This window comes from Cupriavidus sp. 05N40, assembly GCF_056397305.1.
The window spans coordinates 1-26059 of sequence record NZ_JBFTND010000176.1; the positions used below are offsets into that span (position 1 = coordinate 1).

The following is a 26059-nucleotide window of genomic DNA, read 5'->3' on the forward strand; positions in this document are numbered from 1 at the left end:
CACCAATGTGGACCAGACGGTCCCGATCGTGGCGGACCGCTTTCTCAACAACAACAACTGGTCGCTGCAACTGGTCCAGCCGCTGTTCCGCTGGGATCGCTGGGAAACCTACAAGCAGGGCGAGCTGGCCGCGCTGGCGGGCGAAGTCACGTTCAGCCAGGCGCAGCTCGACCTGATCACGCGCACCTCGCAGGCCTACTTCGACGTGCTGGCCTCGCAGGACAACCTCTACCTGGCCGGCGCGCAGAAGAAGGCCATCGCCGAGCAGCTGGCGCAGGCCAAGCGCAACTTCGAGGTCGGTACCGCCACCATTACCGACGCCAATGATGCGCAGGCGCGCTACGACCTGGCCATTTCGACCGAGATCGCGGCGCAGAGCGACCTCGAAATCAAGCGCGCCAACCTGCAGCAGATCACCGGCAAGCCGGTCGACGAACTGCCGGGATTGCGCACCGCCGCCGAGCTCCCCGGCCCGCTTCCGGCCGACGTCAATACCTGGGCCAGCCAGGCCGAGAACACCAATCCGCAAGTCGGCCTGGCCCGCTACAACCTCGACACCGCACAGCGCGAATACAACAAGGCGCGAGCCGGACACCTGCCCTCGGTCGATCTCGTGGCATCGTACGGCTTCGTCAACTCCACCGGCAGCGCGGCGCAGCAGGTCAATATTTCCAGCCGCTACAACAGCGCCCAGATCGGCGTGCAGCTGAATGTGCCGATCTACAGCGGTGGCCAGGTCCAGTCGCGCGTGCGCGAGACCGCCGCGCTGGCGGACAAGGCCGCCAGCGACCTCGAGTTCGCCCGCCGCACCGCCGCCCAGAGTGCGCGCCAGACCTATTCCGGCGTGTTCAACGGCCTGGCCCAGGTCAAGGCGCTGGAAGCCGCCGAGCGTTCGGCGCAAAGCGCGGTGGAATCCAACCAGCTCGGCTACGAGGTGGGCGTGCGCATCAATATCGACGTGCTGAACGCCGAGGCGCAGCTGTTCTCCACGCGCCGCGATCTCGCCAAGGCGCGTTACGACACCATCATGAACGGCTTGCGCCTGAAGGCCGCCACCGGCGCGCTGGTCGAGGAAGACGTGTTGCAGATCAACACCCTGCTGACCTCGTCGCCGGGCTCGATGTACAAGCTGCCGGAGAGGCTGAAGCTGGGCACGGCGCCGGGCACCACGCCGGCAAGCGCGCCGGCAGGCAAGCGCGCCGCGCAGCGCCGGGAAGCCATCGCCGGCACGCCCGCGCCGCGCAGCTGATCGCCCGCGCCGGCAGAAAACAAAAACGCCGCGGCTACCACCGCGGCGTTTTTTCCTGGCGGGCGCCAGTGGCGCCTGCAGCGCTCAGTTGAAGCGCTCAGTTGACCCGCGTACGCGACTCCACCCCCAGCAGCTGCCAGCGGACCGACGAAGCATCCGCGGGGGGATTGTCCACTCGCGTCTCGCGCACGCGCAGCTTGTACGCCATGCCCGGCTCGAAATCGAGCCCTTCGATCGGGCCGTACCAGAGCGACCACGGCGCATCGGGATTCTCGCGCACGCGATAGCAGGTCTGCTTGCCGACGCCACTGCATTCCACGCGCTGTGAATCCACGTAGACGATCTTCTCCACGCCGCCGGCCTGCTGCGCATCCATCTTCTCGCCGCGCCTGCCCACCCCCTCGCGCTCGACGAACTGCAGCAGGTCGCCATCGACGGTCTTCCAGATAATCTGGCGCCCCGTCGACCCCGCCGACGGCTGCGTGCCCACGGTGGTGAACGGCGACTGCATGGCCTTGAGCAGCGCGGCCTCCAGCTCGCCGCGCGGCGGCACGCAGGCCATGCGCGTGCCGGCCATCCTGTCGAAGCGCATGCCGGTAGCCGTCTTGCCGTAGCCGCCGGTGAAGCGGTTGCAGCCGCTGTAGCCGCTGACCGTGCCTTGCGCCGAGTCGATGCCGCTATTGAACTCGAAGATGATCGGCTGGCCGTTGTCGCCATGCGGGATCTGCCTGAGCGTGCCGTCCGGCTGCTGCCAGCGCGTCAGTTCCCAGCGGCTGGGGCCGCCGCTCTGCGCCTGGTTCAGGCTGGGGCTTGCACCCGGGGAGTCGGGCGCGGGGCCGGTGGCGCAGGCACCCACGGCGGCGCAGAGCAGCGCGGCGCAGGCGGCACGCACCGCCCACGCGGCGGGCATGCGGGAGTGATCACGAGAGGTTTTCTGCATCTGGAAGCTCCTGGTAGGGGGCGCGCGGCTTGGCCGGCCCGCGCTGCTCGACGGCGGCTTGCGGGCCTGGTGGGGCCGCCAGACGGGCCCTCACGCCGAATAGTGTAGCGAACCGCGCGGGAGCGGCCCATCGGGCGCGCGCCTACATGAAGGCAGCCCGTGCCATCCGCGTCCCCCTGCAGGCCTAATGCGCCGCGCCGATCACCTGGGCGAGAGCGGCCATGGTCCGCTGCGTGGCGCCACGATGGAGCACCGAGAACTCGCGCGCGGCATCGCGCATGGCGGCCAGCCCGGGCGCATCGCCCAGCACCGCCGCTGCGGTGCGCATCAGTTCGTCGGCATCGGCCACGCGCCGGCAGGCACCTGCGGCAATGGCGTCTTCGGTCGCCTGCGCGAAGTTGAAGGTGTGCGGGCCGATCAGCACCGGCGTGCCTGCGGCGCACGCCTCGATCAGGTTCTGCCCGCCCAGCGGCAGCAGGCTGCCACCGATGAACGCAATGTCCGAGGCCGCGAAGTACAGCGCCATCTCGCCCATCGAATCGCCCAGCAGCACATCCGCCGCGACCGGCTCCGGCAGGCCCGCCTGCTCCCATGCCGCGGCATCGCCGAGAGCGCTGCGGCGAACCAGCGAGAAGCCGTTGCGCGCGACCAGCCCCGCTACTTCATCGAAGCGCTGCGGATGGCGCGGCACCAGCAGCAGCGCCGGGCGCGGCACGGGCACCGGTGCCGTCGCGGCCAGCGCCTGCCAGCGTGCGAATGCCGCCAGCACCAGCGCCTCCTCGCCTTCGCGCGTGCTGGTGGCGGCGAACACGGCGCGCTCGCCAAACCCCTGGCGCAGCAGGCGGCCGCGCCGCAGGCCGGCCTCGGGCAGCTGCATGTCGAACTTGAGGTTGCCGGTGACCTGCACGGAGGGCAGGCCGAGCGCGCGGAAGCGTTCGGCATCGCCCTGGGTCTGCGCCAGCACCGCGGTGAAGTCGCGATACATGGCGGTGGCGGCCTGCCCGAAGCGGGCCGTGCGCCGATAGCTGCGCGGCGACAGCCGGGCGTTGACCAGCAACAGCGGCACGCCCTCCAACCGCGCGCCGCGCACCAGGCTCGGCCACACCTCGGTTTCCATCAGCATGCCCGCCGCGGGACGGAAATGGCGCAGGAAACGCCGGACCAGCCAGGGCAGGTCGTAGGGCAGGTAGCACTGCGTCACGCGCGGCTGGTTGCCGAACAGCTGGGCGCCGGTCTGGCGGCCGGTCGGCGTCATGTGCGTGAGCAGGAGACGGTGAGACGGATACCCTGCCAGCAGCGCCTCGATCAGCGGCTGCGCCGCGCGCGTCTCGCCGACCGACACCGCATGGACCCACAGCCAGGGGCCGGCCGCGGGCAGCCGGCCGTACGCACCGAGGCGCTCGCCGACGTGCTGCACATAGCCCGGCTCTTTGCGCGCGCGCCAGACCAGGCGCAACAGGGCCACCGGCAGCGCGATCAGCCATAGCAGGTTGTAGAGGGCGCGCAGCATCAGCGCCCCAGCCCGCGCACGCGCCGCGCGGCCGCGTAGACCTCGCCGGGCGGCGGCACCACGCCGTCGTCGCCCACGTTGGCGATGCTGTCCGACCAATAGCCTTCGGTCTTCCAGCGCCAGGTGGCGGTATAGATTTCCACGGTAGGACGGCACAGCGCGGCGGCGATATGGACCAGGCCCGTATCRACGCCGATCACTACCTCGGCGCGGTTGATCAGGCCGAAGCCCTGCATCACGCTGAAACGCGGCAGCACCTGCGCGCCCGGCACGCCGGCGGCGATCTCCTCGGCCGCGCGCCGCTCGGCCTCGCTGCCCCACGGCAGCAGCATGTCCAGGCCTTCGGCCACCAGGCGGCGGCCGAGTTCATGCCAGCTGGCCAGCGGCCRGCGTTTCTTCGCGCCCGCGGTGGCGTGGAAGCACACCGCATAGCGTCCGGGCAAGCCCGACCACAACGGATCGTCGACATGCAGGCTGCGCGCCTGCGGCCCGAAGAACTGCGGCGGTTCGGGCGGCGCGATGCCGGTCAGCGCCGCGCCAAGCAAGCGCGAGCGCCGCACCGAATGGGTCTGCAGCGGCACCGCCACCGGCTCGGTGTAGAACAGCCGCGCGGCCGGCTCGTAGCCCGAGCCCTGCGTGGCGTTGCCCAGTCCGATCACCGGCGCGCCCGGGCGGCGGCGCGCCACGCGCGCCACCACGGCGGTCTTGAGCAGGCCCTGGGTTTCGATCACGGCATCGTAGGCCTGTTCGCGCAGCGCTCGCCGGAAGGCACCGATCTCGCGCCACGCGGCGCCCTGGTAGACCCGCTTGCGCCAGCGCCGCAGGGCGAACGGGATCACCTTGCGCACTTCGGGCAGCAGGCGCACCAGCTCGGCATAACCCTCTTCCACCACCCAGTCGATCTCGCACTCCGGCCAGCGCGCGCGCAGGTCATGCACCAGCGGCATGTTATGCACCACGTCACCCAGCGAAGAAACCTTGACCACCAGGATGCGCGGGCGAGCCGGCAGCGCATGCGGCGGCGCGGCCACGCCCGTTTCACCCACGCCACCCGTTCCGCCCTTCGTGGGCGCGGTCAACGGCATCCGCTCAGAACGGCAGTTGCGCGTCCGGCTTTTCGGCCAGGATCACGCGTTTGAACTCGGCCTGGATGCGGGCCAGCGCGGCATCGCTGTCGGCCTCGAAGCGCATCACCACCACCGGCGTGGTGTTGGAAGGGCGCGCCAGGCCGAAGCCGTCGGCATACTCCACGCGCACACCGTCGATGGTGATGACCTCGCGCGCGCCATCGAACTTCGCATTGGCGCGGATCTTGTCCAGCAGCGTGAAGGCCTCGCCTTCCGCGCACTTGAGCTGCAGCTCGGGCGTGCAGTTCGAGTTGGGCAAGGCGTTGAGCACCGCGCTCGGGTCGGCCTCCTTCGAGAGGATCTCGAGCAGGCGCGCGCCGGTGTACAGGCCATCGTCGAAACCGTACCAGCGGTCCTTGAAGAACACGTGGCCGCTCATCTCGCCGGCCAGCGGCGCGCCGGTTTCCTTGAGCTTGGCCTTGACCAGCGAGTGGCCGGTCTTCCACATCAGCGGCTGGCCGCCATGCTGGCGGATCCACGGCGCCAGCTTGCCGGTGCACTTGACGTCGTAGATGATCTGCTGGCCCGGGTTGCGGGCCAGGATCTCCTCGGCGAACAGCATCAGCTGGCGGTCGGGGAAGATCACCTGGCCGTCCTTGGTCACCACGCCGAGGCGGTCGCCGTCGCCGTCGAAGGCCAGGCCCAGCTCGCAGTCGGTCTCGCGCAGGCACTGCATCAGGTCCTGCAGGTTTTCCACATGGGCGGGATCGGGATGGTGATTGGGGAAGTTGCCGTCGACCTCGCAGAACAGCTCGGTGACCTCGCAGCCGAGCGCGCGGAACAGGTCGCCGACGAAGGCGCCGGCCACGCCGTTGCCGGCATCGAGCGCGATCTTCATCGGGCGCGCCAGCCTGACGTCGCCGACGATGCGGTCCAGGTACTGCTGGCGGATGTCGACCTGCTGGTAGCCGCCGGCGCCGCTTGCGAACTTGCCGGATTCAATGCGCTGGCGCAGGGCCTGGATCTGCTCGCCGTAGATCGCCTTGCCGCCCAGCACCATCTTGAAGCCGTTGTAGTCCGGCGGATTGTGGCTGCCGGTCACCATGATGCCCGAGGCGGCCCGGCGGCCCGCCAGTTCGACATTGGTGCCGAAATAGACCATCGGCGTGGCGACCATGCCGAGATCGATCACATCCATGCCCGCCGCGCGCAGGCCTTCGACCAGGCCGCCCAGCAGGTCGGGCCCCGACAGGCGCCCGTCGCGCCCGACCACCACCGCGCGTTCGCCCTGTTCGGCCGCGGCAGAGCCGAAGGACAGGCCGATCGCACGCGCCACTTCGCGCGTCAGGGTCTTGTCGACGATGCCACGGATATCGTAGGCCTTGAAAATGGAGGGATCAACTTGCATGGGTCACATCCTCTGGGTAATCGGTAGGTTTTGCCATCTTGCGGGTCGCCATTGCCGGCCGCGGCGGGCCGAGCGGCGGGCAATCGCGCCAAAGACCGTATTTTGCCGGAATGCGCAGGGCGCGCCAGTTATAATCGACTGGCTATGCTTGAAAATGGCGCCGCGTACCGTCCCGGCCGCCGTTGCCGGTAGTCCGTCCTTGCCCCGTGCCACCCGTGTCTTCTCCCCTGCCCGCTACCCGTCCTCGCATTGCCTACCTGATCACGAACTCCGAGATCGGGGGAGCGCAGACGCACGTGGCAGACCTGCTGACGGCGCTGCGCGACAGGGTCGAGCCGGTGCTGCTGGCCGGCGGCACCGGCCCGCTGCTGGACCATGCGCGGGCCCTGGGCGCGCGCACCGAGCGCCTGACCCTGCTGGACAACGCGCTGTCGCCGCTGCGCGCGCTGGCCGCCTTGCGCCAGCTGCTGGGGGCGCTGCGCGCCACCGCGCCCGACCTGATCCACGCGCACAGTGCCAAGGCCGGCGCGCTGGGCCGGGTCGCGGGCTGGCTGCTGGGCGTGCCGGTGGTCTATACGGTGCACGGTTTCGCCTTCAAGGCGGCCGCCCCGGCGCGCCAGCGCCTGGCTGCGCGCGCGACCGAATGGCTGCTAGCCCCGCTCACCGCGCGGCTGATCTGCGTGGCCCGGGCCGAACGCACGCTTGCCGCGACGCTGCCGATGGCCGCATCGCGCATCAGCGTGATCCGCAACGGCATTGCCGACACGCCGGCCCGTGCCATCGGACCACGAAGGCTTCCCGCTCTCGGTGCTCGAAGCCATGCGCGCCGGCCTGCCGGTCGTCGCCAGCGATCTCCCCGGCATCCGGGAGCAGCTCGGCGACGGCGCCTGCGGCCTGCTGGTGCCCGGCAACGACGAACACGCCTGGAGCGCGGCGCTCACCCGGCTGGCAAGCGATGCCGGGCTGCGCGAGGACCTCGGACAAGCCGCCCGCGCGCGCTGGGCGCGCGAGTTCGGCCTGGCGCCGATGGCCGAGGCCACCTGGGAGGTCTACCAACAGGCGCTGGCCAGCAGGCGCCCGGCCGTCCGCACCGCGGCCAGCAGCTCAGCGAGCGGACAATGAACAAGACCCACAGCGTCGCCCGCCCGGCGCAACTCAGCCGCGCCCAGGGCTCCGAAACCGTCCGCCGCGCCAGCCGCATGCTGGCCTGGGCGCTGTTCGGCCTGTTGCTGTTCGCCCTCAATACCGCGCTGGCCGAACTGGCCCACCACGCCGGACTGGTCACCTACGTGTTCACCCGCACGCTGCTGTGGTCGGTGCTGCCCTACCTGTTCGCCTTCGTGCTGCTGCACCGCTCGCTGCACCTGCCCGCGATGGAAGGCAACAGCCTGGTCGGCCTCGCCACCACCCTGCCCTTCGCCGCGCTGCTGTTCGTCTTCGCCGCCTTCCACCTCGAATACTCGCGCGGCGCGCTGCTGCTCAGCTACCTCACCACGCTGGGCTGGATCTGGTTCGGCTACCGGCGCTACGTGCGCAACTACGTGCCCGTATTCGGCTACTCCGATCCCGCCACGCTCGCGCAGCTCGAACAGATCCTCGCCATGCCCGGCGCCGCGCCGGCCAGCCCCACCCGCTTCCAGGCCATCAGCTCGCTCRACGAAGCCGTGCACTGCGACGGCCTCATGCTCGAGCGCAACGCCACCGCGGACCCCGAACGCACCCGCCTTCTCGCCCAGTTCAAGCTCAGCCACGTGCGCATGTACTCCGTGGAGCGGATCGGCGAGATGCTGACCGGGCGCGTCGGCCTGGCCCACATCGACGAGAATTTCCTCGACGACTACGCCGCCCACTACTTCTACAGCTTCGCCAAGCGCATGATCGACCTGGCCGCCGTGCTGTGCCTGGCGCCGTTCGCGCTGCCCGTGGGCCTGGCCGTGGGCGCCGCGATCCGCCTCGAGTCGCCCGGCCCGGCGCTGTTCCGCCAGGCCCGTGTCGGCCTGTTCGGCAAACCCTTCACCATGTTCAAGTTCCGCAGCATGGGATACGACATCGGCGCCCCCGCCCAGTTCGCCGCCCGCCGCGATCCGCGCGTGACCCGCGTGGGCCGCATCATCCGCAAGTACCGCCTCGACGAAATCCCGCAGCTCTGGAACGTGCTGGTTGGCGACATGAGCCTCATCGGCCCCCGCCCCGAGCAAGTGCCGATGGTCGAAGAGTTCGCCCGCACCATCGCTTACTATCCCTACCGTCACCTGGTGCGGCCGGGCCTGTCCGGCTGGGCGCAGGTGCAGCAGGGCTACGTCGGCACGCACGAAGAAACCGTGACCAAGCTCAGCTACGACCTGTACTACGTCAAGCACTGCTCGTTCGCGCTGGACCTGCTGATCGCGGTGAAGACCTTGCGGACGTTGTTGACGGGGTATGGGGCACGGTGAACCAGCCACTCCGTCCCGGCCATCCTCCCCCCCCAATGCGCATCCTGCTGCTTAGCACCGGCCTCAGGATCGGCGGCGCCGAACAGCAGGTAGCCGCGCTCGCGCGGCAGTTCATCGCGCTCGGCCACGCCGTGGCCGTAGTCAGCCTCGCGCCCGGGCGCGAGGTCGACCTGCCCGAAGCGGCAACGCTGTTCTGCGTGGACATGCGCAAGACACCGTGGTCGATGGCACGCGCGCTGTGGCGCGTGCGCGGCTTCGTGCGCGACTGGCGGCCGGATGTCATCCACGCGCACATGATCCATGCCAATGTGTTCGCGCGGGTGTTGACGCGGGTTTCGCGCACGCCGCCCGTGGTCTGCACCGCGCACAGCTATCGCGAAGGCGGCCGGCTGCGCATGCTCGCGTACCGGCTGACCGACCGCTGGGCCACGCTCACCACCCACGTCAGTGCCGACGGCCGGCAAGGCATGATCGATGCCGGCGCGGTGCCGCCCGGTCGCATCGTCGTGGTGCCGAACGGCATCGACATCGAGCGCTTCCGCCCCCAGCCCGGGCTGCGGCAGGCTACGCGCAGCGCCCTCGGCGTGCCGCCGGGCACGGCACTTGTGCTCAATGTCGGCCGGCTGGTGCCGGAGAAGGCACAGGACCTGCTCCTGGATGCGTTCAGCCGCCTCGAAGACAATGCGCAGGCGAGCCCGCGGCTCATGATTGCCGGCGACGGTCCGGCCCGCGCGGCGCTGGCCGATGACATCGGCCGGCGCGGCCTGGCCGAGCGCGCATCGCTGCTCGGCATGCGCCGCGATATCCCCGCGCTACTGAACGCTGCCGACCTCTTCGTCCTGTCTTCGCAGATCGAAGGCATGCCGCTGGCGATTGCCGAAGCGCTGGCATGCGGATGCCCGGTCGTCTCCACCGATGCGCCAGGCGTCGCCGACATGCTCGGCGATGCGGGGCAGGTCGTACCGCGGGGCGACGCCGCCGCGCTGGCAGCCGCGATCCGCACCGCGCTGGCCGCCGGCACCGGCTCCCCCGCGGCACAAGCCGCGCGCCGCCAGCGCATCGCCGCGCGCTTCGGCATCGAAGCCGTTGCCCGCCAATGGCTGGCCTGCTACGCCAGGCTCGCCACCGCCGGCGCCGCAAGCTGCGCGGAGCCCGCCTGATGCGGCGCCGCGTCGCCGGGAACCTGCTCTGGATGCTGGCCGAACGCGGCATCCAGGTCGCCGCCGGCATCGGCATCGTCGCCATGCTTGCGCGCGCGCTGGGCCCAGAGGGCTTCGCCCACTTCCAGTACGCGCAGGCCGTCGTGCTGATCGCCGCCTCGGTGGCGCTCATCTGCGGCGGCGAAGTCATTGTGCCCCGCCTGGTCGCCACCACCCTGCCGCAGGCCCAGCACCGCCTGCTCGCGCACGCCTTCTCGCTGCGCCTCGGCGGCGCCATCCTTGGCTACCTGCTGATGTGCGGTTACCTGCTGCTGCAACATCCGGCACAGGAGACCTGGACCGCTGCCCTGCTGCTCGGCATCGCCATCCTGCTACGCGAGCCGTTCGGCATCGTGGTGGCCTGGATGCAGGCGCACACCAATAACCGGCCCAACACGCTGTTCAGCCTGGCATCGCTGGCCGTCAAGGCCGGCCTCGTGGCAGCCCTGTTCGTCGCGGGCAAGCACAGCGTGCCCTTGTATGCCGGCGCCTTCGCAATCGAAGCCGTCATCATGGCCTGCCTGCTGGCAATCCACTACTACACGCACGCACAGCGCGGCAGCGTGCAGTACGACTACCGCGTCACGCGCGAGCTGATGAGCAGCGGCGCGCTGTTCTGGGTCAGCTTCATGCTGATGATGGGCGCGCGCCGGATCGACCAGCTCGTGCTGCAGCCCGCGGTGCCGCTCGCCGACTTCGGCGCATACGCGGCCTGCATGCAGATACTGGACAACTACACGGTCGTGGCCACCATCCTGGCGGCAGGCGTCGCGCCGATGTATGTGTACGGCAAGGCCGAGCTGGCAATCGCGCGTGCGAACATTGCCCGCATTGTGCTGGGCATGACGGCGACCGGCCTGTGCGGCGCAATCCTGATCGCCGTCGGCGCACCTTGGATCGTGCAACTCCTGTACGGTCACGCGTTCGCGCCCACCGCGTCGCTGCTGCGCGCCGCGGCCGTCTCCTCCACGCTCATCTTCGCCGACGTGGGCCTGACCCTGTTGCCGGTCTACCTGCGCCGGCCGGATTGGATCGCCATCAAGTGGGCGGGCGTGCTTGGCGTCACGCTCGTGTTCGACCTGGCCACCGTGCCCACCTATGGCGCCTGGGGCGCGGTCGGCGGCTATACGGTTGGCAACGCCATCGCGGTTGCCTTTGGCGTGTTCCTCTGGTGGCGCAGCAGGAAGGCGCCGGCGCTGGCAACGACATGACATCACTTCCGACGATCTGCTTCCTGACCGGCACGCTCAATGCCTTTGCCGGCGCAGAGCGGATGACCGCGGTCATCGCCAACGCGCTCGCCGAGCGCGGCTATCCGGTCAGCATACTGAGCCTGTGGGACGAGCGCAGTTGCTTCACGCTCCATCCCGCCGTCAGGCACCACGCCCTGTTCGCGCAGCGGCCCTCATTCAAGCGGGCCTACTTCTCAACGGTGCTCGGCATCCGGCGCTTTGTCACGCAACAGGGCATCGACGTACTGATCGAAGTCGACACCATGCTGACCTTGTTCACACTGCCGGCGACGCTGGGGCTGAACGTACGCAGGATTGCGTGGGAGCATTGTCATTTCGATGAAGATCTCGGGAAGCGCGCGCGACGGATTGCGCGGCGGCTCGCCGCCCGGACCTGCGAAGCGGTGGTGGTATTGACGGAGCGCGACAAGCGGCGGTGGCAGACTGCCTTGACGCCGCGCAGCCGCATCGAGGTCATTTCCAACCCATTGCCGTTCCCGTTCCCCGAGATGCCCGCCAGCCGGGAGTCGAAGACGGTCCTCGCGGTCGGCCGCCTCGTGCGCGCCAAGGGCTTCGATGTCCTGCTGAACGCCTGGGCGCGGGTAGCAGCTGGCCACCCCGACTGGCGACTCGAGATCATCGGCGAAGGTGAAGAGCGTGAAGCGCTCGAAGCACTGGCCGGCGAGTTGGATATCGCCGGCTCGGTCAGCATGCCGGGAACGCGCGCGGACATGGAATCGTGCTACCGGAGCGCGGCGATCTTCTGCCTGAGTTCGCGCTATGAGGGCTTCGGACTGGTGTTGCTGGAGGCGATGGCGTTCGGGTTGCCCGTGGTGTCGACCGATTGCGAGACAGGACCGAGGGAACTGGTACGGGATGGGGAGAACGGGCTGGTTGCGCACCCCGAGAATTCTGGATCGTTAGGAGAAAAACTCTCACTACTGATGGGCGACGTATCTCTGCAAGAGTCGCTTGCCCGAGAAGCCAGACAGTTTGCCACCCCCTTCGGGGTCGACACGATCTCCAAAAACTGGCAGTCACTGCTTGCCATGGCGGGGCGCACATCCCGAATCAGCACCGTCTAGCAAGCTTGCACCAACAAAAGTAGGAAATGCGCATCAAATCAGGGCGTTGTTGTGATCCGCGTTACAATCAATGACTCATACGTACAAAGCTTCTTAGGCTTGTCCCCCCCATGCCGTTGACACCAGAAAACTCGCCCGAGAACCTCTCATCGAAAGCATTGCAACTGTTTTTTGCGAAATCAGCAAAGCTCCTGCTAGCAACCACCGTCATTGGTGTTGCCGGCGCGATCGGATATTCCTTCTTCCAGCCACCTCAGTGGACTGCCAAGATGACTGTCCAGATCGGCCAAGTGACGACTCCCAGTTCGGGCGGGAGCAATATCAGCAAGCTCATCGAGGCACAGCTGACGGCATCCGACCGTTATAACCTGCCAAGCTTTCGCCTGGACGTGCTCAAGAACATGGGTTTGCCCGCACCGGATGCCAATTCCCCGGAATCGGCGCTGCTGTTTGATTCGCTGCGCTCAGCGCCAGCGAAAAGCATCGACCTGATCAACGTCCAGGTCTCCGGATATTCCCGCGAGCAGGCCATTCGTGCGCTTGATGTCTCATTCAAGACGCTGTCCGCGGAACATGAGAAGGTATACGCACCTGCAGTGGAGCGTATGAAAGCCGATCTCGCCAACTCGTTGACAAAGCTTGCCGTAGCGGAACAGGACTATCAGCGTACCTACACGGCGTTGAAGTCAAGCGAGAGCCGAACGACCACGCAAGATCTTTTCACTACCAATATCCTAGCCGTCGTCAGCGCGCGGGTTTTGGCCCTGGGGCAGCAAAAGATACAACTAGAAGACGGCCTTGCGACCCTGAGGACCTACCCGACACGGGTGCTGGGCGAATACTACGCTCCCCAGCGTCCCTCCTCGCCCGGTAAGTTGCTGTACGCGGTAGCCGGTGCGGCCATCGGGCTGATGGCCGGCCTCTTGATCGCGCTGGCGCGCAATTCGCGTCGTTCGTAGGCGTTACTCCGACGCGAGCCCCATAGCAGAATAGAGCCCGGGGCGTGGCCATGGATCCGCCCGTTGTGGGCCAGATGGCCTCGGCCCGGCGGCGGCCATCTAGATCCGCTGATATCCTCCGCTCGTCTGCTTGTGGATCACCTGCGCCGAGAGCCGTTCCTGCGGATCCGAGGAATAACGGTTGTCAGTGTGATTGAAGCAGGACGACTCCACCAGTTGGAAATGTGGAAACGCCGTGAACAGTCGGCTGTAGTCCAGCTTGTACGAGGTAATCCCGGCGCGGTGCGCATAGGGCCGCGCGGTCGGCACGTCCGGCATGAAATCCGTGATGCCGATCCAGCCGCCGTCGCGCAGGCAACGATCTGCCTCCGCCACGACGCGTGTGATGTGCTCGCGGTCAACCAGGTAAAGACAAAATCCAAACAGGATGAAGTCGAGGGAATGGTCGGCAAAATCCAGCCGGTCGGCAGTCCCGACGCGCAGGTCCAGATGGGGAAACAGTTGCTGGCCCTTGCCGACTGCGTCGGCCGAAGGGTCAATGCCGACGCCGCGGCACCGAGTCTCCTGGCAGATCGCTGCAAGATTGACGCCCGTCGAACTTCCGACTTCCAGCACCAGATCATCTGGCTTGATGTACTTGCTGTAGAGCACCGCGGCCGCGCTCAATTCGTCGGCCGAGCGTTTGTCTGAATAGAACGCGCGGTTGCGCTGGAAGTAGCGGTCACCTTCCCCGCCTGTCGAAAAAATTTCGCTCTGTCTTGCAGCCATTGAGGAATGCTCCGGTGTGGTCATGCGAAGGCCGATCGAAGGGGTTGCCGGGAGGCTATGCGCCCAGCGCAACACCCATGTCTTTTATAGCAGACATGTTACAGGCCTGACAAATGAGCGTACCAGAACAATGCAAAGCGTGGAAGGGCTCGCGGGTTCACCAGAATGCAACCGCCCAGGAAGAATCAGCCGGCAAGGTCCGCCGTGCGTTGCGCGGAGAACATTTTCCGGTGACGATCGACAGGCGACTAGCGTTGCGCCTGGGTTCGCCAGGAGAAGAACAATGRCACGAGCAGCGCGCGGTTCTCAACAACCCGCGAGACGGCTATAGAGAGAAGGCTGACGCCGAGGATAGCAATGACCGAGGCCAGGACACTGCGGCCGATCGAATCTTGCACATGCGGTTGCAGGACGCCGAACGCAAAAAGAAGAAGCGGTGCGTGAATGATATACAAGGTGTAGGAGTACCTGGCCGCCTTGCGAGCAAAGGCGCGAACCCGGATACGGCCCTGCAGCATCAATGCAAGCAGCGCAAAGACACCAAAACCTATGGCAATGTTGAATCGCGCTATGGTGATCAGCTGGTCCGCGACAGGATCGTGAGCATAGCTTGCCCACAGGAAACGCAGCCCGAACCATAGCGCCGCCGCAAAGAAAACCGCCACCGCACACCACCACAACTTTGCGCGACGCAAGAGCCCGTCGTCGTGCAGCACAGCAAGCAGGTACCCTGCCCACCATACAGGAAGGTAATAGAGGAATTGTTCGTTGTTCGCGCCATGCCAGATCACGGTGCCGATCAGCGGTAGTGCCAGCAGTTTCCACCATCCTCGCGGCACGGCAAGAAGCGCTGCCAGAACGTAGTACCAGACCTCGATGGAAAGGCTCCACAGAGGACCGTTGGCGTTCGGCGTGTCGGTAACAAAACCATTGAGCATCAGCGCCGAGCCAAGCAGTTGGGTGTTGTCGCTGATAAAGGCGGACCGGGCCAGCGCATGTCCGGGCGCCGGCAAGAATGCGTTGGTTCCGCTTGGAAACAGCAGCGGCGCAAGCTTGAACAGACAGAAGATGAGCAGCAGGGAAACCAACAGCGGCGGCCAGATCCGGATGATGCGATCGCCGAGATACCTCGCCAGCGAAAACGTGCCACCGTGCCGGGCCACATTGCCTGACACGGACTTGCCGATCAGGAAGCCGCTCAAAACAAAGAACACCATGACCGCGCTCTGGGCCAGCAGCCCCATTAGCGGGCTGAGTTTGTCGGACGCTGGCGCAACCAGGATCTGATTCGCGTGCCCGACGACCACGGCAAACGCCGACATCCCCCGCAGCGAGTCAAGCTGGTCGGATTCTGCACCAGTGAGGGGTCTGAACGTCATGTGATACCTAGGCTCCCGCTTGCTGTCCGTACATTACGTGAGCACAGCCACGACAGTGCGATAAATGATGCGCAGATCGAGCCAGAGCGACCGGTTCCGCACATACTCCACGCAGTACCGCAGCTTGGCCGGCATCACTTCCTCGACATAGGTGCGCTCCGGATCCGCGCTCTTGCCGAGCAGCGCATTCTCGTCCTTGTACTCGATCGAAGCCAGGTCGGTGATGCCCGGCCTTACGCTCAGCACGGTCTCGCGCACGTCGGCCGGGTACAGCGCTACATATTTGGGCACTTCCGGCCGCGGCCCGACCAGGCTCATCTCGCCGGTGAACACGTCGATCAGCTGGGCCAGTTCATCGAGCTTGTACTTGCGCAGGAATGCACCGCTGGCGGTGATGCGGCGATCCGCGCCGATCGTGATCAGCGGCCCCTTCCCCTCGCCCGACACGACCATGGTGCGGAACTTGTGGATGTGGAACGTACGCCCGTGCAGGCCCACGCGCTCCTGGCGGAAGAACACCGGGCCGGGCGACTCGCGCTTGATGGCGATGGCAATGGCGGCAAACACCGGCGCCATCACGAGCAGGCCGGCCGCGCTGGCGACCAGGTCGAAGAGCCTCTTGATCAGCATTAGTTGAACGCGCTCCGAACGGTCCGGACGACGCGCTCGACGTCTTCGTCGCGCATGCGCGTGTAGAGCGGCAGCGTGAGCGTGCGCTCATAGATGCGCTGGCTGACCGGGAACATCTCGGGCGTGAGCTTGTAGGTGTCGCGCCAGTACGGCTGCAGGTGCAGCGGGATGTAGTGGACGCTGCAGCCGATGCCCTGCTTGAACAGGTAGTCGATCAGCGCATCACGCGTGCGCGGCGCGCCTTCGGCGAGCTGGATCACATAGAGGTGCCAGGAATGGATGTCGCCTTCGGCTGCGTGCGGAGGCAGGACCAGCGGCAGGTCGGACAGTGCTTCGTCATAGCGGGCGGCGATCGCGGCACGGCGCTTGTGGAATGCGTCCGCCTTCTTGAGCTGATGGATGCCGATCGCGGAAGCGACGTCGGTCATGTTGTACTTGAAGCCGGGCGCCACGATCTCGTAGTACCAGCTCGGCGCGGTCGACACGAAGCGGTCGAACGCGTCGCGGCTGATGCCGTGCAGGCGCATGACCTTGGCACGCTTGGCGATCTCCGGGTCGCGCGTGACCACCATGCCGCCTTCGCCGGTGGTGATCGTCTTGTTGGCGTAGAAGCTGAATACGGTGGCGTCGGTGTCGAGCGTGCCAACCAGCTTGCCGCCGCTGGTCGCGGGCAGCGAGTGCGCCGCGTCTTCCACCACGCGCAGGCCATGCTTCTTCGCGATCGCGATGATCTTCCCCATGTCCGCCGCGCGGCCGCCGAAGTGCACCGGCATGATGGCGCGCGTGCGCGGAGTGATGGCCCGCTCGATCGCGTCCGCGTCGATGCACAGCGTTTCGGCGCTGACATCGACGAACACCGGGTGGGCACCCAGGTAGCGGATGACCTCGGCCGTGGCCGTGAAGGTATGGGTGGTCGTGATGACTTCGTCGCCGGGGCCGACGCCCACGGCTTCCAGCGCGAGGTGCAGGCCGGCCGTGGCCGAGTTCACGGCGATGGATTCCACGCCGCCGCCCAGGAACGCCGAGAAATCGCTCTCGAACTGCTTGGTCTTCGGCCCCGTGGTCACCCAGCCGGAGCGCAGCGTTGCCACGACTTCAGCGATCTCTTCTTCGCCGATCTCCGGCTGTGCGAATGGAAGGAAATTAGTGTTCATGGTAAAGCCATCCCTTGGCTTGATTGCATCGAAAATGGGCCGCGCGCCGACCCGCCGGACAGCGCCGTGAGGCAGCGCGGCAGCGCTTATGATCCGGCGCCAGGCTGGGCCGCGCGGTGCAGCTCCGCCAGCCTGTCGGGGTCGAAATAGGTGTCGTCGAGCCCGCCGTTGCGGACGAACTCGAGATCGTATTTTTCCGTGGTGCCGACGATGCGGCCAGGATTGCCGACCACCACGGAGTGATCCGGAATCTCGCCCCGTACCACGCTCCCGGCGCCGATGACGCAGCCCTTGCCTATCTTCGTGCCCGGCAGAATAATCGCGCCGCTCCCGACAAATGTAAAGGCTCCGATCACCACCGGCGACTGGATGAAACCGGCGCGCTGCGGGGTCGGCGTGGAGATGAAGTGCCTGCCCAGCAAGCGAATCGACACGTGGCTGCTGTGCGACAACACGGCGTTGAGCGAGCTGATCTGCACGCCCTCCCCTATCTCCACGCCGCCGCTGGCGTCGATCAGGCAATGTGGCCCGATCCAGCAGTGGTCGCCGATGACCAGGTCGCGCTCCGACAGGATCTTGGCGCTGGAGCTGACCCGCGTGAAACGCAGGAACCTGCCGTCTCGCCGGGAAAAATATCCGTAGACCATGAACGGGCGCAACAACATGCCCAGGAAATTCAGCACGGCCGATATCGCGTAGCCGGCAGGAGAGAGATAGAGCCTACGGAACATGGCGTTTCCTCAACGCAGCGTTTCGGTAAAGCGCACGAACGCGTCGTGCTGCACATACTGGTCGAAGCGCGGAGCCAGCGCGGCGGAGTTGGCCTTGCAGGCGTCGAGCAGCTTGCGGTCCGCCACCAGGGCCTCGATGGCCGCGGCCAGCGAGTCGGCATCGCCGGGCGTGTACTGCCGCCCGAGTTGCTGGCCGGCGATCAGGCGCTGGATCTCGCGCTCGAGCGAATTCACGGTGGCCACCCCGGCCGCCAGGTAATCGTAGAACTTGATCGGCATCGACACAGTCGAATGCGCCAGGTACGTGCTCAGCCCGATATCGCAATACTTGTACATCAGGTTGAGGTCGTTCGGGTCGAGCCGGCCCAGGTAGACCACGTTGCCACCGGGCTCGGCGCAGGCGGATTCGAGCAAGCCGCGCTGCGGGCCGTCACCGGCAAACAGGAACTTGACCGGCTTGCCGCGCAACCGCTCAGAGCGGGCCGCCTTCAGGATCGACTCCATGTCATAGCCCGCGCCGAGCGTGCCGGCGTAGATCACCCAGACTTCGTCCGGCTTCTTCTGCTCGAGACCGAGCTTGCGCAGGACACCGCCGTTCTCCTCGGCCATGGCGTTGCGCATCTGCGCGACGTCCACGCCCCAGTATGAGACATCGGACGGCACCGACGGCGCCGAGCGCACGCCCACGTCGCGGTAGTCCTCGGACACGCCGACGATGCCGTCGCACGCGCGCAGGATCGCCGCCCGCCGCATGTAGAGTGGCGCCAGCAGCAGACGCTCGAACGGCCGCAGCGGCTTGGGCAGGATCATGGCGAACACTTCCGGCCAGATGTCGATGATGTCCGCCACCAGCCTGGCACCGATGCTGCGCGCCATGTCGACCACGTACTTGCCGTAGAAGATCGAAGGTTCCGCCAGGACGATCAGGTCGGCCTTGTCCTGGGGATTGGCCTTCACCCGCTGCGCAACGTTCCTGGCGAAGTTGCGCTCGCTGCGGATGCGCGCCATCGAGACGTGGCTGCTGTACGGGGTGGTCGGCACGATACGGACGTTGACGCCGGTCTCCAGCCGCTGCTCGCTGTAGCCCTCGCTGCGGAATTTCTTGGAGCGGTGCTCGAAGTTCGAGAGCCACCAGGTCACCTCGTGCCCGGCACGCGCGTAGGCTTCCGCCAGCATGGAACTGCGGTATTCGCGCCAGGCTTCGCCAGGCAAGCTTCCGTAGGGATTGACAATCCAGACTTTCATTTGATGAATTTTGCAATCAAGTAAATAAGGCCGAACTGGAACATGACGAAGGGAAACATCATCACGTCTGCCACAAAGAGAATCGGGCTGGCCAGCAGCACGCACATCAACGCGGTCAGGCACCCGAGAGACAGTATCGACGGCACGCTGCGATACCAGCTCTGGCACAAAGCGGCGAGCATGCCGAGCGCCGCGCCCGTCAGAATCAGCATAACCCATCCGCCCTGCAGGTACAGTGCGCCAGGCAACGAGGGAAATGCGCCTGCGAGGAACCAATCGGTATCCGGAGCCTGGATGATATGCAGCTTTGCAGCCAGACCCAGGGCCGTGATAAAGACTACCGTCGCAAAATTGTTCTCATGCCCATAGTCGGCAATCGCGACTGTAGTTGCGAAACTATGCGAAAAGTAGGAAACCGACATCACCAACAGGTTAAGCAGGCTGGTGATGGGATTCCGCGGATCCAGATCTTCCAGCCAGGCGTTGGGAAGCAAGCCCAGGTCCTGGATAACCCCGCTGGAATAGTCCGTTATCGATATTCCAGCTGCATCCGCACGCTGGAGGAAAATGAACACGAAATACAAACCGCTGACGAATATGAGCACCAGCATCAAACTCAGCGATCTCCGGCTGATCGTGCGACCGGCGGGCATGCCCTTGCCGGCCAGGATCCGCGCGGCAATATAAAACAGCAGCGTCAGGATCAGCGTGGATCGCCCCCCAGTCAGCATGGTGTTCGCAAAGGCAAGAAGGCCCGCGAATGCTCCGTAGGCGAACATTCTCCTGCCAAGGTCGGCCCGCGGGAACATGACGATCGCTACGATGTAGCACGAACTCAGGAGATACCCGAGCGCGCTCGCCGGCGATGAGATCGCCCCCTCGCGCTCCGCTCCGAGTTCCCGCCATTGCTCCCGCGCCACGGCCAGGCCGGCCGAGTAATCGATACCCTGAACCACAATCTTGTCGTAGGCAAGCGCCGCGGTGCCCAAGGCCGAAAGGGCCAGGGCGAACAGAACCAGCCGGCTGTCGACACCCCACTCCCGGGCAGCAGCCGGGCCGACCGGCCAGCGTTCCACCATCAGATAGCTGAAGACCACCGTCAGCACGAAGGACATCTGGATCATCAATCCCACGAGCACGGACTCCCCCATTGGCCGCACAGGCAGGATCACCTGCAGCAGCCAATAGAAGATCCAGGCAACAAGGAAGCTCTTCAGGATTTTCACAACAAACTCACCGACAAGACATTACTTGTAAGAAATGGGGCGTAGCACGTGCACGGGCGACATTCCCTCATCGAAGGCAGTGGCTGCGCGCCGATGACCGCGACAGAAGAAGCACATGCGACTAAAGCCGGCACGCCCGAAATCACTTGGCACCTCCGATCCTCAATGCAGCGAAACCAAAGACGAACGACAGGCACGAGAGCATGAACGTCAGCAATGACAGTTTGAACAGCATCGAAAGTGAAGCAGTATAGCGGGTCGCAATAAACCAGAGAAAAATCGCACCAAACAGGACCGCACCCTGACTTATGAATAACAGGCGTGTTTTTCTCGAAATGATCAGATAATTCGACCAAAAATCGGAAGCACGGAGCGCCGCCGCAGCAAGGAACAGCGGTATATAACTTATCACCTCGATGTACTGCGGGTAATATGCCTCGATACCCCACTTAATGATATAAAAGCCGGGCACGGCGCACGCCGCCAAGATCCCGAACATGCCAAGCGACACCCTGCGAGTCTGCGCAAGCACCGCCCCGGGCCCATCATGGTAGATGCGCGCCGCGAGTCCGGGAAACAGGTTTGCATTGATGGTCGCCTGAAAAGTGGATGCCATCGAAAGCAACGTCCAGCCGAATGCAAACTGCGCAAAAACCCGCTTGTCCAATGCGTCGACTGCCAACCAGCGATCAATATTCTGAATCAGAAAGGCGAGAATCACACTGACAAGCAATCCACTCGCCACCCGCCATTCCGAGCGGCGCAGATGGCGAACGGCCAGCATTGGCAACAGACGGAACTTCTGCCGGAACCTCGCCGCGGCCTGCACCGAAGCAATTGCCACTACAACGGCAGTGAGCCCCAGTTCCGCCGCCAGGACCGCCTCTGCGCTATCCCACATCAACGCGGCGCAGAAACCCGCTATCGAGACGAGGCAGCTGCGGCCGAACAATGTGACGGCAAACTCGACTTGCCGCAAACGGCTCTTGCTTTCCGTAGAGATCACGCCAAACAGCTGATTACTCAAACCATGGAGCGTCGCAAGGGCCAACAACATCCCGGCGCCTCCCGCGAGAGAGACGCCCGTCCAACTCAGAGCAATGAGCGGGATGGCCGAAGCGATGGTAACGAGCGAGACTTTCCCCATCAGCACCATGCCGCGGGTGACACGACCAGCGGCGAACAATCGCGGCATGTCCCTTTGCATCAGCAAATAGAGGCCGAACGCATTGACCATGCCGAGCGAAGCGGAAATCAGCAAACCGATGCTGAGAACGCCAAACTGCTCCACATCGAGCACTTTGGCGTACGCGAACATGCGACACATCATCAATACGGCCGCAAATCCGTTCAGGCACGTGGTTCCGAGATTTCGCTTATGGCTCATGAGATGTCACGATATTGACTCCCTCGCAGGCAACCAGGGCCATACTTAGATCGGGCAGGTAATGCTCCCCAAGACGACTCAGCCGTACTGGGGCACTCCGAAACAGTCCCAGGGAAATTCGCCGGGTTCGCCGTGAATTACTCTTCGCTGCTGCCACACTTCCATTTATCCCTCCGCCGGTAACCCGGCCAAGGAGCATATGAAAATGCGAAACCAACGCATCTCGCATACTTTCCGCGGTAGCTCCGGCCGGGCTTATCTATCGCCGATCGGCATGCGCTCGCGGATCGCGTCCAGGTAGCGGAACACGCCGCGGCGATGCACCGCACGGTAGTTCTGCGGAATCGGCTTCTGCGCTTCGCGCAATTCCTCCCAGCGCCGCTCGTGCAGCAGTTTGAGAACACGGTCCTCGCCGATGGTATCCGATGCGACTTGCGCATCGTCCGCCTCGATGCGGCGGGTGCGCAGCAGGCGCTCGAGCCGCGTGGCGTCCGGTTCCGGATTGTACGCATACTGCGTGGTCGTCCTGGCGCGGATGTCGTCCACGTACTGGTTGAAGCGGAAATTGAACGTGTAGGCAAAGCGCAGAACCTGCCGCGCGATCTCGTCCGGCGTCTGCTGCCCGACCATGGCCAGATTGGGCGCATCTTCAGGACCATAGAGCTGGATCTGGAAGCCGGCGGTCTGGTAGATCGAAGTGCCGAGCGCGATGACCTGCTTGCCCAGCGCGCCGGCCTCGAAGGCGGCGCTGCCGCCGTTGACCACCACGGCATCGGCCTGGGCGATCAGGCCGAGGGTGTTCGCCCGCTCCTTGCTGCCGATGATATGCACGCCGCGCCGCTGCGCCCACTCGGTGTACATGCGCTCGGCAAGGCCGCCGTCCCGCAGGCCGATCTTCTCGCCCCAGTTCGGGTGGCAGCGCAAGATGCAGCTGGCCGGATCCACTTCGAGATGGTCGAACAGGAAATCCAGCGCGGCGATCTGGTTGGGCCATTTGGTGCGCCAGCGTATTGGTGCGCAGGAAGCGGGCCGCGAGCAGCGAAGCCACGACGCGCGCCTGCGGCTCGGTGAGCGGCTTGTCCTTGTACGCGGCAACCACGCGGCCCACTTCGTCGAGCGCCAGGCAATTCTGGTCAGGGATCAGCAGGAGCCCGTCGCCGAACCAGGTGCGTTCCACCGAGATGAACGGAATGCCCTTGGCCTTGGCGGCTTCCAGCAACGCGCGCGGCCCTTCCATGCGGCCGTTGAAGCAGATGATCCCGTCGAGCTTGCGCTCCTCGATCCAGCGGCAGGCCGCGGCGAAGGCTTCGGCCGAGCCGGTGGCGAGCCGCTGGTGCAGCGCGTGGAATTCCCCGGTCTGCTTGTCGGACTGGCTTTCGGTACGCAAGATGGTGCAAGCACCCGAAAAACCCCACTGCTGGGCGGGCGCCGCGGCTGCCGCGGCACCCGCGGGATCACGATAACGGCGCATCGAATCGACCCCGGGTGCAAACGAGCGAATCCCGCCCATCGTGCATTTCAGGCATTCCTTGGCCGCGCTGGAATCGTCGCGCAGCTCGCGCGTGTAGCACTCCGACAGCGCGCTGTCGCAACTGAGGTAGAACACCTCGTGCCCGCGCGCCTGCATCATCGACGAGAGAAAGTAGACGTGCTCGACGTGCGGGCGATAAGCGTAAATTGTGGCGAAACCGAGACGCATATAGTAATAGTTATGGGGCCAAACGAGACAGGCTCGGCAAGACAGGGAAKGACCGGGCTCAGGCGAGCAGGTCCCATGCAAGCGGCGTCCCGCGGCTGATGTCCCGCTTCACGGCACGGCCGAGCACCTGGTCGAGGTGCCGCGGCGCGAGGCCGAAGCCCGGGCGGATGGCACGCACGCTGGACACATCGAGTACGTCGCCGGCCTTGAGATCGCGCGTGATGTAGAGCGAGCGGCGGAACACCAGCGATTTCTGCTCCGCTTCGGTGGGGCCGTAGCTGACGCCGCCAAGGGCTTGCCACGCACGGCGCGTTTCCACCACCAGCGACTTGAATTCGGCAGGCTCGAGCGAGAACGTCGAATCCACGCCGCCGTCGGCGCGATCCAGCGTGAAGTGCTTCTCGATCACGGCTGCGCCCATGGCGATGCTCGCCACCGACACGCCCACGCCCATGGTGTGGTCCGACAGTCCCACCTCGCAGCCGAACAGCTCCCGCATATGGGGAATCGTGCGGATATTCGTATTCTCCGGCGAGGCCGGATAGGTGCTGGTGCACTTCAGCAGGATCAGTTCCTTGCAGCCCGCCTCGCGCGCCGCGCGCACGCTCAGGTCGAGCTCGGCGATGCTGGCCATGCCGATGGAGATGATCATCGGCTTGCCGGTCCGCGCCACCTTGCGGATCAGCGGAATGTCGGTGTTCTCGAACGATGCGATCTTGTAGACGGCGGCATCGAGCCCTTCGAGGAAATCGACCGCGCTGTCGTCGAACGGCGTGCTGAACGGAATCATGCCGTGCCCGCGCGCGCGCTCGAAGATGGCCTTGTGCCATTCCCACGGCGTATGCGCCTCGTGGTACAGCTCATAGAGGGACTTGCCCTTCCACAGGCTCTTGGGATCCGAGATGAAGAACTCGCGCTCCCGGATATCCAGCGTCATGGTGTCGGCCGTGTAGGTCTGGATCTTCAGCGCATGCGCGCCGGACGCAGCCGCGGCATCGACGATTTCCAGTGCGCGGTCGAGCGACTGGTTATGGTTGCCGGACATTTCCGCGATCAGGAATGGCTCGTGCTCGCGGCCGATGAGGCGTCCGCCGATATTGATCGTCATTTCGATGCTCCTTCGGGCGAGAAACACAGCGCGCGCAGCGTCTGCCGGTCACTCTCCCATTGATTGCTGAATTTGGCGAAGCAGAGGATGTCCTCGCGCCGGCCTTGTTTCACGTAGTGCTCGACGAGGTGGCCCTCTTCCCGGAAGCCGAGCTTGYGATGCAGGCCCACCGAACCCTGGTTGAAGGCGAACGCCTCCGAGGCCAGCTTGTACATGCCCAGCGTGTCGAACGCATGGGCCAGCGACAGATAGCCGAGCGCCGAGCCGGTGCCTTTCGGCAGGTTCTGCTCGCCCAGGTAGAAGCCCCAGGTGCAGCGCTGGTGTTCGCGGCTGATGCCGGTAAACGAGCTGAACCCGACCGGCACGCCTTGCAGCGCGAACACCATGAACGATGCGCTCGGATGCTGCAGCGCCGAGGCGAACCAGCGCTCATGCTCCTCGGGCCTGATCAGGTGGTCCGTGTACATATTGCTGCGCACCGGCTCGCTGTTGCGCCAGGCCAGCAAGATATCCTTGTCGCCCGGACGGATCGGGCGCAGCTCGCAGTCCTCGAATCTATGCATGGGGCATGCCTTCGCAGATCAGGTCGGCCGCGGTCTTGGGATGGCGCCCGGCCAGTTCGCGGCTGCGGCGGGACAAGCCCATGCGGGCGGCCGCATCCGCGCTCAGTGCCGCCACCGCCTGGCCGACGGCTTCCGGCGTGACTGACGCGACGTCGCCCAGGCTGACGATGTAGCCTGCCGCCGCCAGGTCGCCGGCCGATTTGCGCTGGTTGTCGGCCAGCACGATGGCGATCGTCGGCAGGCCGAGCAAACAGCGCTCCCAGGTGGCGGAGCCGCAGGCGCCGATAGCCAAGTCTGCCCGTGCCATCAGCTCGGCCATATTGTCCACCTGCACATGCAAGTGCGTGTTCGGCATGCTGCCACACAGGGCCCGAACCTGTTCGCGGTGCGGAGCGGCCGCGCCCAGCACCACATCGATGGCGACACCATCGCGCGCGGCGTCTTGCAGGCCGAGCAGCGCGGTGCCGGTGGCGTTGTCCTGGTCCATCCCGCCCATGAAGAGCAGGATGCGCCTGACGGGGCCTTCCTCGCGGTGCAGCGCGCTGGCCGCGGCGGTGAATTCCGGCCGCAGCAGGGCGTAGCCGGGGCCCAGCAGGCAGGTGCAGTGCGGCGGCACCAGCGCGGCGTAGCGCTGGTCCATGTCGCTGTAGTAATTCTGGTCGAGCAGGAGGTCGCAATCGTGGCGCCGGTCGGCGACGTCATCGATGGCCATGATGCGCGGCGCATGGCTGCGCATCGCCTGCTCCCAGCGCCAGTCGATGCCATAGTGGTCAACCACCAGCCAGTCGGGCGACCAGCCCGCCAGGGCCGCGGCGCTTTGCTCGAGATCCGTTTCCCAGGCGACGCCCAGCCACGCGCTGTGGGCCAGGTCGCCGGCCGGCGCCGCCAGCGTTGCCGGAGGCAGCACATGGCATGCGTAGCCGCGCTGTTCGAGCAGTGCTTGCGCGCCGCCCTGGTGCGCACGGCTGACGAAACGCACTTCGGCCCCGCGCGCGCGCAGGACATCGGCAAGCGTCAGGCAACGCATGGCGTGGCCCGACCCGATCTGCACGGAAGCGTCGGCGCGAATCGCAACCTTCATGGCA

Annotated in this window: 23 protein-coding genes and 1 pseudogene; 8 read left to right on the plus strand and 16 right to left on the minus strand. The window is 65.8% G+C overall.

Annotated elements, in window-relative coordinates; all coding sequences use genetic code 11:
* Positions 1–1249, plus strand: a 1249-nt coding sequence (locus tag AC1DO7_RS30730) for a TolC family outer membrane protein (protein WP_477116938.1), incomplete at its 5' end; no start/stop codon positions are given.
* A 97-nt stretch (positions 1250–1346) separates the two neighbouring features.
* On the opposite strand, the gene AC1DO7_RS30735 is transcribed toward AC1DO7_RS30730, so the two are convergent.
* From AC1DO7_RS30735 to AC1DO7_RS30750, 4 genes are all read right to left on the minus strand, one after another.
* Positions 1347–2189, minus strand: a complete 843-nt coding sequence (locus AC1DO7_RS30735; protein WP_441613258.1) for an META and DUF4377 domain-containing protein — start codon at positions 2187–2189, stop codon at positions 1347–1349.
* Positions 2190–2373: 184 nt separating this feature from the next.
* Positions 2374–3699: a lipid IV(A) 3-deoxy-D-manno-octulosonic acid transferase gene (gene waaA, locus AC1DO7_RS30740; RefSeq protein ID WP_441613259.1), complete on the minus strand. Its 1326-nt coding sequence runs from the start codon at positions 3697–3699 to the stop codon at positions 2374–2376.
* Positions 3699–4784, minus strand: a complete 1086-nt coding sequence (gene waaC / locus AC1DO7_RS30745; RefSeq protein WP_477116939.1) for a lipopolysaccharide heptosyltransferase I — start codon at positions 4782–4784, stop codon at positions 3699–3701. The genes waaA and waaC overlap by 1 nt, the downstream gene beginning before the upstream one ends.
* A 4-nt stretch (positions 4785–4788) precedes the next feature.
* On the minus strand, positions 4789–6174 hold the full coding sequence (locus AC1DO7_RS30750) for a phosphomannomutase/phosphoglucomutase (protein ID WP_441613261.1): 1386 nt from the start codon (positions 6172–6174) through the stop codon (positions 4789–4791).
* Between the two features lie 215 nt (positions 6175–6389).
* Between AC1DO7_RS30750 and AC1DO7_RS30755 the strand changes: the two are divergent.
* The 6 genes and pseudogenes from AC1DO7_RS30755 to AC1DO7_RS30780 all read left to right on the plus strand — a co-directional run bounded on the left by AC1DO7_RS30755 (position 6390) and on the right by AC1DO7_RS30780 (position 13084).
* Positions 6390–7296, plus strand: a pseudogene (locus AC1DO7_RS30755) (glycosyltransferase).
* Positions 7293–8609 (plus strand): sugar transferase, encoded by a 1317-nt coding sequence (locus tag AC1DO7_RS30760; RefSeq protein ID WP_477116940.1) that lies wholly within the window; start codon positions 7293–7295, stop codon positions 8607–8609. The pseudogene AC1DO7_RS30755 and the gene AC1DO7_RS30760 overlap by 4 nt, the downstream one beginning before the upstream one ends.
* A 35-nt stretch (positions 8610–8644) precedes the next feature.
* Positions 8645–9769, plus strand: coding sequence for a glycosyltransferase (locus tag AC1DO7_RS30765; protein ID WP_441613264.1), 1125 nt, complete (start codon positions 8645–8647; stop codon positions 9767–9769).
* Positions 9769–11019: a lipopolysaccharide biosynthesis protein gene (locus tag AC1DO7_RS30770; protein WP_441613265.1), complete on the plus strand. Its 1251-nt coding sequence runs from the start codon at positions 9769–9771 to the stop codon at positions 11017–11019. Before AC1DO7_RS30765 ends, AC1DO7_RS30770 begins: the two co-directional genes overlap by 1 nt.
* A complete protein-coding gene (locus tag AC1DO7_RS30775; protein WP_441613266.1) occupies positions 11016–12125 on the plus strand; it encodes a glycosyltransferase family 4 protein in 1110 nt (369 codons plus the stop codon). Before AC1DO7_RS30770 ends, AC1DO7_RS30775 begins: the two co-directional genes overlap by 4 nt.
* Before the next feature lie 110 nt (positions 12126–12235).
* Positions 12236–13084: a Wzz/FepE/Etk N-terminal domain-containing protein gene (locus AC1DO7_RS30780; RefSeq protein ID WP_441613267.1), complete on the plus strand. Its 849-nt coding sequence runs from the start codon at positions 12236–12238 to the stop codon at positions 13082–13084.
* A gap of 99 nt (positions 13085–13183) precedes the next feature.
* Here AC1DO7_RS30780 and AC1DO7_RS30785 read toward each other — a convergent pair whose 3' ends face one another.
* The 9 genes from AC1DO7_RS30785 to AC1DO7_RS30825 form a co-directional block, all read right to left on the minus strand.
* On the minus strand, positions 13184–13876 hold the full coding sequence (locus AC1DO7_RS30785) for a class I SAM-dependent methyltransferase (protein ID WP_477116941.1): 693 nt from the start codon (positions 13874–13876) through the stop codon (positions 13184–13186).
* 224 nt (positions 13877–14100) lie between these two features.
* Positions 14101–15231, minus strand: coding sequence for an acyltransferase family protein (locus AC1DO7_RS30790; protein ID WP_477116942.1), 1131 nt, complete (start codon positions 15229–15231; stop codon positions 14101–14103).
* 33 nt (positions 15232–15264) lie between these two features.
* Positions 15265–15858, minus strand: a complete 594-nt coding sequence (locus AC1DO7_RS30795) for a sugar transferase (protein ID WP_441613324.1) — start codon at positions 15856–15858, stop codon at positions 15265–15267.
* A 2-nt stretch (positions 15859–15860) separates the two neighbouring features.
* Positions 15861–17015 carry a DegT/DnrJ/EryC1/StrS family aminotransferase gene (locus tag AC1DO7_RS30800; RefSeq protein ID WP_441613270.1) on the minus strand — a complete coding sequence of 385 codons (1155 nt, stop codon included), beginning with the start codon at positions 17013–17015 and terminating at the stop codon, positions 15861–15863.
* Positions 17016–17101: 86 nt separating this feature from the next.
* On the minus strand, positions 17102–17746 hold the full coding sequence (locus tag AC1DO7_RS30805) for an acyltransferase (protein ID WP_441613271.1): 645 nt from the start codon (positions 17744–17746) through the stop codon (positions 17102–17104).
* 9 nt (positions 17747–17755) lie between these two features.
* Positions 17756–18991 carry a glycosyltransferase family 4 protein gene (locus tag AC1DO7_RS30810; protein WP_441613272.1) on the minus strand — a complete coding sequence of 412 codons (1236 nt, stop codon included), beginning with the start codon at positions 18989–18991 and terminating at the stop codon, positions 17756–17758.
* Positions 18988–20217, minus strand: a complete 1230-nt coding sequence (locus AC1DO7_RS30815) for a hypothetical protein (protein ID WP_441613273.1) — start codon at positions 20215–20217, stop codon at positions 18988–18990. The genes AC1DO7_RS30810 and AC1DO7_RS30815 overlap by 4 nt, the downstream gene beginning before the upstream one ends.
* A gap of 142 nt (positions 20218–20359) precedes the next feature.
* Complete coding sequence (locus AC1DO7_RS30820) at positions 20360–21604, minus strand: lipopolysaccharide biosynthesis protein (RefSeq protein WP_441613274.1); 1245 nt, start codon at positions 21602–21604, stop codon at positions 20360–20362.
* 255 nt (positions 21605–21859) lie between these two features.
* Positions 21860–22549 (minus strand): hypothetical protein, encoded by a 690-nt coding sequence (locus AC1DO7_RS30825; RefSeq protein WP_477116943.1) that lies wholly within the window; start codon positions 22547–22549, stop codon positions 21860–21862.
* Here AC1DO7_RS30825 and AC1DO7_RS30830 point away from each other — a divergent pair.
* Positions 22530–23402: a hypothetical protein gene (locus AC1DO7_RS30830; RefSeq protein ID WP_477116944.1), complete on the plus strand. Its 873-nt coding sequence runs from the start codon at positions 22530–22532 to the stop codon at positions 23400–23402. The two genes, AC1DO7_RS30825 and AC1DO7_RS30830, sit on opposite strands and share 20 nt — an antisense overlap.
* On the opposite strand, the gene pseI is transcribed toward AC1DO7_RS30830, so the two are convergent.
* The 3 genes from pseI to pseG are packed head-to-tail and all read right to left on the minus strand — an operon-like array spanning position 23362 to position 26055.
* Positions 23362–24411 (minus strand): pseudaminic acid synthase, encoded by a 1050-nt coding sequence (gene pseI, locus AC1DO7_RS30835; RefSeq protein ID WP_441613276.1) that lies wholly within the window; start codon positions 24409–24411, stop codon positions 23362–23364. The two genes, AC1DO7_RS30830 and pseI, sit on opposite strands and share 41 nt — an antisense overlap.
* Positions 24408–24974 (minus strand): UDP-4-amino-4,6-dideoxy-N-acetyl-beta-L-altrosamine N-acetyltransferase, encoded by a 567-nt coding sequence (gene pseH, locus AC1DO7_RS30840; protein WP_477116945.1) that lies wholly within the window; start codon positions 24972–24974, stop codon positions 24408–24410. The genes pseI and pseH overlap by 4 nt, the downstream gene beginning before the upstream one ends.
* On the minus strand, positions 24967–26055 hold the full coding sequence (gene pseG / locus AC1DO7_RS30845; protein ID WP_441613278.1) for a UDP-2,4-diacetamido-2,4,6-trideoxy-beta-L-altropyranose hydrolase: 1089 nt from the start codon (positions 26053–26055) through the stop codon (positions 24967–24969). Before pseG ends, pseH begins: the two co-directional genes overlap by 8 nt.
* Positions 26056–26059 lie beyond the last annotated feature (4 nt).

What these genes read in the sequence shown, in the direction of transcription:
- AC1DO7_RS30735 (WP_441613258.1), bottom strand. Translation starts at nt 2,189, where the DNA reads ATGCAGAAAACCTCTCGTGATCACTCCCGCATGCCCGCCGCGTGGGCG.
- waaA (WP_441613259.1), bottom strand. Translation starts at nt 3,699, where the DNA reads ATGCTGCGCGCCCTCTACAACCTGCTATGGCTGATCGCGCTGCCGGTG.
- AC1DO7_RS30750 (WP_441613261.1), bottom strand. Translation starts at nt 6,174, where the DNA reads ATGCAAGTTGATCCCTCCATTTTCAAGGCCTACGATATCCGTGGCATC.
- AC1DO7_RS30765 (WP_441613264.1), top strand. Translation starts at nt 8,645, where the DNA reads ATGCGCATCCTGCTGCTTAGCACCGGCCTCAGGATCGGCGGCGCCGAA.
- AC1DO7_RS30770 (WP_441613265.1), top strand. Translation starts at nt 9,769, where the DNA reads ATGCGGCGCCGCGTCGCCGGGAACCTGCTCTGGATGCTGGCCGAACGC.
- AC1DO7_RS30775 (WP_441613266.1), top strand. Translation starts at nt 11,016, where the DNA reads ATGACATCACTTCCGACGATCTGCTTCCTGACCGGCACGCTCAATGCC.
- AC1DO7_RS30780 (WP_441613267.1), top strand. Translation starts at nt 12,236, where the DNA reads ATGCCGTTGACACCAGAAAACTCGCCCGAGAACCTCTCATCGAAAGCA.
- AC1DO7_RS30785 (WP_477116941.1), bottom strand. Translation starts at nt 13,876, where the DNA reads ATGACCACACCGGAGCATTCCTCAATGGCTGCAAGACAGAGCGAAATT.
- AC1DO7_RS30800 (WP_441613270.1), bottom strand. Translation starts at nt 17,015, where the DNA reads ATGAACACTAATTTCCTTCCATTCGCACAGCCGGAGATCGGCGAAGAA.
- AC1DO7_RS30805 (WP_441613271.1), bottom strand. Translation starts at nt 17,746, where the DNA reads ATGTTCCGTAGGCTCTATCTCTCTCCTGCCGGCTACGCGATATCGGCC.
- AC1DO7_RS30810 (WP_441613272.1), bottom strand. Translation starts at nt 18,991, where the DNA reads ATGAAAGTCTGGATTGTCAATCCCTACGGAAGCTTGCCTGGCGAAGCC.
- AC1DO7_RS30820 (WP_441613274.1), bottom strand. Translation starts at nt 21,604, where the DNA reads ATGAGCCATAAGCGAAATCTCGGAACCACGTGCCTGAACGGATTTGCG.
- pseI (WP_441613276.1), bottom strand. Translation starts at nt 24,411, where the DNA reads ATGACGATCAATATCGGCGGACGCCTCATCGGCCGCGAGCACGAGCCA.
- pseG (WP_441613278.1), bottom strand. Translation starts at nt 26,055, where the DNA reads ATGAAGGTTGCGATTCGCGCCGACGCTTCCGTGCAGATCGGGTCGGGC.